The sequence below is a fragment of the Phenylobacterium sp. genome (genome assembly GCF_036502675.1).
Taxonomy (GTDB): Bacteria; Pseudomonadota; Alphaproteobacteria; order Caulobacterales; family Caulobacteraceae; genus Phenylobacterium.
The window spans coordinates 1-2439 of the sequence record NZ_DASXYF010000143.1; the positions used below are offsets into that span (position 1 = coordinate 1).

General features: G+C 72.2%; 7 protein-coding genes. All 7 read left to right on the plus strand.

The genetic code is table 11. The features are described 5' to 3' along the window. The first annotated feature begins 137 nt into the window (after window positions 1–137). Window positions 138–473, plus strand: coding sequence for a hypothetical protein (locus tag VGL30_RS18365; protein ID WP_331541478.1), 336 nt, complete (start codon window positions 138–140; stop codon window positions 471–473). After that, the gene (locus tag VGL30_RS18370) at window positions 470–1132 is read left to right on the plus strand and encodes a DUF3164 family protein (RefSeq protein WP_331541479.1); all 663 of its coding nucleotides are present in this window, start codon (window positions 470–472) and stop codon (window positions 1130–1132) included. Before VGL30_RS18365 ends, VGL30_RS18370 begins: the two co-directional genes overlap by 4 nt. Beyond that, window positions 1132–1320 carry a hypothetical protein gene (locus VGL30_RS18375; RefSeq protein ID WP_331541480.1) on the plus strand — a complete coding sequence of 63 codons (189 nt, stop codon included), beginning with the start codon at window positions 1132–1134 and terminating at the stop codon, window positions 1318–1320. Before VGL30_RS18370 ends, VGL30_RS18375 begins: the two co-directional genes overlap by 1 nt. Next, window positions 1317–1559, plus strand: a complete 243-nt coding sequence (locus VGL30_RS18380; RefSeq protein WP_331541481.1) for a hypothetical protein — start codon at window positions 1317–1319, stop codon at window positions 1557–1559. Before VGL30_RS18375 ends, VGL30_RS18380 begins: the two co-directional genes overlap by 4 nt. After that, window positions 1559–1753 carry a hypothetical protein gene (locus VGL30_RS18385; RefSeq protein ID WP_331541482.1) on the plus strand — a complete coding sequence of 65 codons (195 nt, stop codon included), beginning with the start codon at window positions 1559–1561 and terminating at the stop codon, window positions 1751–1753. Before VGL30_RS18380 ends, VGL30_RS18385 begins: the two co-directional genes overlap by 1 nt. Continuing rightward, complete coding sequence (locus VGL30_RS18390) at window positions 1750–2178, plus strand: hypothetical protein (protein ID WP_331541483.1); 429 nt, start codon at window positions 1750–1752, stop codon at window positions 2176–2178. The genes VGL30_RS18385 and VGL30_RS18390 overlap by 4 nt, the downstream gene beginning before the upstream one ends. Next, window positions 2175–2439 (plus strand): hypothetical protein (locus VGL30_RS18395; protein ID WP_331541484.1); only part of this gene is annotated, 265 nt, incomplete at its 3' end. The genes VGL30_RS18390 and VGL30_RS18395, both read left to right, overlap by 4 nt.

The following is a 2439-nucleotide window of genomic DNA, read 5'->3' on the forward strand; positions in this document are numbered from 1 at the left end:
CAGGCCCAGGCCGGCGTCCTCACCGCCAGGGAGCTGTACCGGCTCCTCGACAAGGTGGACGCCGGTTTCGAGCAGATGCTCGGCATGGCGCCGTTCCCGGCCGCCAACGACTTCGACCCCCTGCGGGGGGTCCGGGCGTGAAGGAGCGCGATCACAGCCCCGCGCCGTTTCGGCTCAATAGCACTCCGGGGCAAGCTCACATCCTGCTCGACCGCTTCGGCGATAGCATCGGCGCGCTGGCCTACCGGACCGGCGACCATCCGCCCGAGGAGCAGCTCGCCAACGCCCTGCTGTTCCGGGCCTCGCCGCAGCTCCTGGAGCTGGCCGAGTTCATCGTCGCCTCACCGCACATGGTTCCCGCCCAGGTCCTGGAAATGGCCCAGGCCGGCGTCGTGCTGGCCGGCGGAGATCTGCCTTCCCCTGACACCCAAGCAATCCCGGCGCTGGCCGGCCCCACTGGAGCGAAAGCATGACCACCGAGACTGAAACCCCGGCGCCGCCCGCGGCGCCGCCCGGCGTCATCATGGTCAACGGCAAGCCCTACTTGACCAACCACAAGGGCACGCTGGTGCCGGAGGAGGCGGTCAAGATCCAGGACAGGCTGATGGATGAAACCGTCCGCAAGATCCTGGGCTACGCCAAGCCGCTGGCCGAGCAGATCATCCGGTTCAAGCAGCACACCCTCGACGACGTCGAGGCCCTGCAGGAACTCCTGGAGCAGGAATACAAGGCCCCGCGCGGCGGCCAGAAGGGCAACATCACCCTGACCACCTTCGACGGCCTGCAGATGGTCAAGGTCAGCGTCGCCGAGCGCATCGTGTTCGGCCCCGAGCTGCAGGCGGCCAAGAAGATCATCGATCAGTGTCTGCTGGAGTGGGCGGCCGACGCCCACCCGGCCCTGCGGGCGATCGCGCAGGACGCCTTCGGCTCACAGCAGGAGGGCAAGATCAGCCCGTCGAAGCTGTTCGCCCTGCTGCGCTACGACATCGACGACGAGGCCTGGGGCCGGGCGATGAAGGCCATCCGGGACTCCATCCGCCCGGCGGGCTCCAAGGAGTACGTGAACTTCTACCGGCGGGCGAAGCCCACCGACAGATGGGAGGCCGTGTCGATCGACGTGGCGGCCGCCTAGTGCCCGCCCTGCTGATCTACGCCACCGCCGCCGCGGGCACGCTCGCCCTGTTCGCCCAGGTCATGAGCCCGCGCGGCTGGTACGTGTGGGCCCTGGCCGGCGCCCTGGCGACCGTCTGGCCGCTCCTGGCGGTCTTCTACGTGGCCAAGGCGCTGGGCGTCTTCCCGGCGCGCGCGAGCTGGCCATGAGGCTCACCGACGCCCAGGTCCTGCTGCTGACTGAGGCGGCGGTGCTCATGGCCCGCGGCGCGCGCGTGCTCTCGGACTTCGAGGTGGAGATGGTCGCCTCCACCGGCCAGCGCTGGCTGCAGCTGGGCCGCGAGGCCCCGATCTCCGCCGCCGAATGGCTGGTGGTTGAGGAGGCCGTCGCCGCCATGCGGGCGCCGGCCGGGGAACGGGCCCCGGCCTCGGCTTCGAGGGCGGCTTGATGGCGGCCCTGGACGACATCCTCGGCCCCGCCCGGGAGACCCGATCCGACTGGCGCGCACCGACCAGGGGCGAGCGCTCCTGCCGTGTCTGTCATGGCGCCGCCGGCTTCAGCCCGGACCTCGGGCGCACCTGGTACTGCCGCCAGGACGCGCCCATGGGCTTCTTCGCCGCCGCGCGGGGGCCCGCGTCGTGACCGGGGCCATCGTCACCTTCGCGCAGATCCTGCAGGCGGTCGCCGAAGAGGCGGGCGTGACCGTCGACGCCATCAAGGGCCGCGCGCAGAGCGGCGGGCCGGCGCGCTCCAACTGGCCGCGCCAGCGCGCGGTGACGATCGGCCGACGGCTGCGCCCCGAGCTGTCCCTGCGCCGCCTGGGCCAGTTCCTCGGCGGCCGCGCCACGGACGTGGTGTGGAGCGCCGTCGTCGCCGGGGAGAGGCGGCTGGCGGCCGACCCGGCCGAAGCCGTCGCCGTCAGCCGGGTGCTCGCGCGCCTGGGCGTCGAGAGCCTGCCCGAGCGCCGCCCGCACGCCGCCCGGGTGCGCCGCCTGAACATCGAGATCCACGCCGCCGAGGCCCGTCTGACGGCCCTGCGCGCCCAGCTTGAGAGGCTTGAGGGATGACCGGTTCGCGGACCACCAAGGAGTGCTGGCGGCCGGTCCACGAAGAGCTGTTCAGCCTGGTGGACGGGCTCAGCGCGGATTGGGCGCGCCCGGCGCACGTCCGGGTGCGTGGTCGGCGGCCGCGGGCGCGTTTTACGGCCAAGTTCGTCCGGCCGGACGGGGCGGCGGTGACCGCGACCGTCGTCGTGAGAGTGCTGGCGGACGGCTCGGGCGAGATCGTCCAGGAGGAGCTGCGCTTCCACTTCCGGTTCAAGGCCAGCG

Coding starts and splice junctions, on each gene's coding strand:
- VGL30_RS18370 (WP_331541479.1), top strand. CDS start 470: ATGACCACCGAGACTGAAACCCCGGCGCCGCCCGCGGCGCCGCCCGGC.
- VGL30_RS18380 (WP_331541481.1), top strand. CDS start 1,317: ATGAGGCTCACCGACGCCCAGGTCCTGCTGCTGACTGAGGCGGCGGTG.
- VGL30_RS18385 (WP_331541482.1), top strand. CDS start 1,559: ATGGCGGCCCTGGACGACATCCTCGGCCCCGCCCGGGAGACCCGATCC.